Here is a 1466-nt window from a genome sequence, read left to right on the forward strand (position 1 = left end):
ATGCGGGATCGTTGGCGATATCGATGACGCTTTTGCCGAAGGCAGTCATCCGCAGTGCGGTGAAGTCGGCCAGGACGGATTCGTCAAGGAAGCGATCTGTTGGCGGGGTTGGTGAGGACATGGGTTTTAGTTTCCTTTCTTAGCGAGGTTGTCCATGCTGAACTGGTCTGCACCGCCAAGGAACGCGCCGGTGGTGTCCCGGTCAGCGGCTACAGGTCGGGCGGGTTGGTTGGTGGTGGTGCTGCGCGGGGGCTGGTCAAACCCGCGTGGTCGGGTTGCGTGTTCCTTGCGGACAGCGGTCATCATGTTTTTGACTGCGGTATATGACACTGCCCGCCGACTGCCGTCGTTGGCGGTCAGGCGTTGGCATGCTTCTTCCAGGATTGGTTTGTTGGCATGTTTGCCCATTGACAGCACGTTTCGGCAGGACTGGTATGCCTGGGCCGGGATGGCTTTCGCCGTAATGAGTTCTTCGATGACCTTGCGTGTTGCCGGGCCAACTTTGCTGGCTTCGCGGTAAAAGTAGTCGCTTGTCCACAGTCCACGGGTGGAGTCCATCCCAGATGGAATGTGCTCGTAGTCAGTGACATAGGCCCCACGCTTATGTGAAACCCGGTGGGTTGCCACGGTTGCCCCTTGGTCAAAGACGGTCAACATCTGGCCGGTGATGCGCACATCGACAGTGCGGCCAACAAGCTGGTGCGGAACGGAGTAGCGCACTGTTGCAACCGTGACATGGAAATCCGGGGCCACTTTTGCCCGTTTCCACTCGGTGTGTTGCCACGGGGTTGCCGGCAGATGGGCCTGACCCCCGGAAAGTAGACACGTCGGGGGTTAGCTATGCTGCTTGGGTCAGTGTAGCTGATGTGAGTGCTTCGTAGTCATCGGGGGCTAGAAGATTGCACCAGGAGTGTCGTCTACGGGTGTTGTAGCGCATGCACCATCGGAAGACTTCTTGGCGGCAGCTGATGGGATTGTCAAAGACTTTCCGATCACGCAGAACTTCACGCTTTAGAGTGGCGTTAAACGATTCTGCCAGGGCATTATCGGCACTCGTTCCCACCGCTCCCATGGATTGGCGAACACCAAGCTGGGTGCAGTGGTCCCTAAATGCTTGTGAGGTGTACACACTGCCGTGATCAGAATGGAAAATTGCCCCTTTCAGGCTTCCGCGGACTTTCCTTGCATGAGATAAAGCTTCGATAACCAGCGATACCCGCATGTGATCGGCGAGTGCATGGCCGACGAGTTTGCGCGAGTAGGCGTCGATGACCGTGGCTAGGTACATGTTCTTGCCGCCCTTACACGGCAGGTAGGTGATGTCGCCTACGTAGACGTGGTTCGGCCTATCAGCTGTGAATCTGCGGCCTACTAAGTCTGGCATGACTCGGTGGCCAAACTTTCGTCTGGTGGTGATGCATCGACGGCGTTTAGTAAAGCCTTTCAGCCCCATGGATTTCATGATG

2 protein-coding genes are annotated in these 1466 nt (G+C 56.9%); both read right to left on the reverse strand.

Features of this window, described 5'->3' with window-relative positions:
• Window positions 1-126: 126 nt before the first annotated feature.
• A complete protein-coding gene (locus HMPREF2808_RS05545) occupies window positions 127-753 on the reverse strand; it encodes a Mu transposase domain-containing protein (protein ID WP_070624113.1) in 627 nt (208 codons plus the stop codon).
• Between the two features lie 85 nt (window positions 754-838).
• Window positions 839-1466 (reverse strand): IS3 family transposase (locus HMPREF2808_RS12970; protein ID WP_141752577.1); only part of this gene is annotated, 628 nt, incomplete at its 5' end.

Source organism: Corynebacterium sp. HMSC078A10 (assembly GCF_001811565.1).
GTDB lineage: Bacteria > Actinomycetota > Actinomycetes > Mycobacteriales > Mycobacteriaceae > Corynebacterium > Corynebacterium hesseae.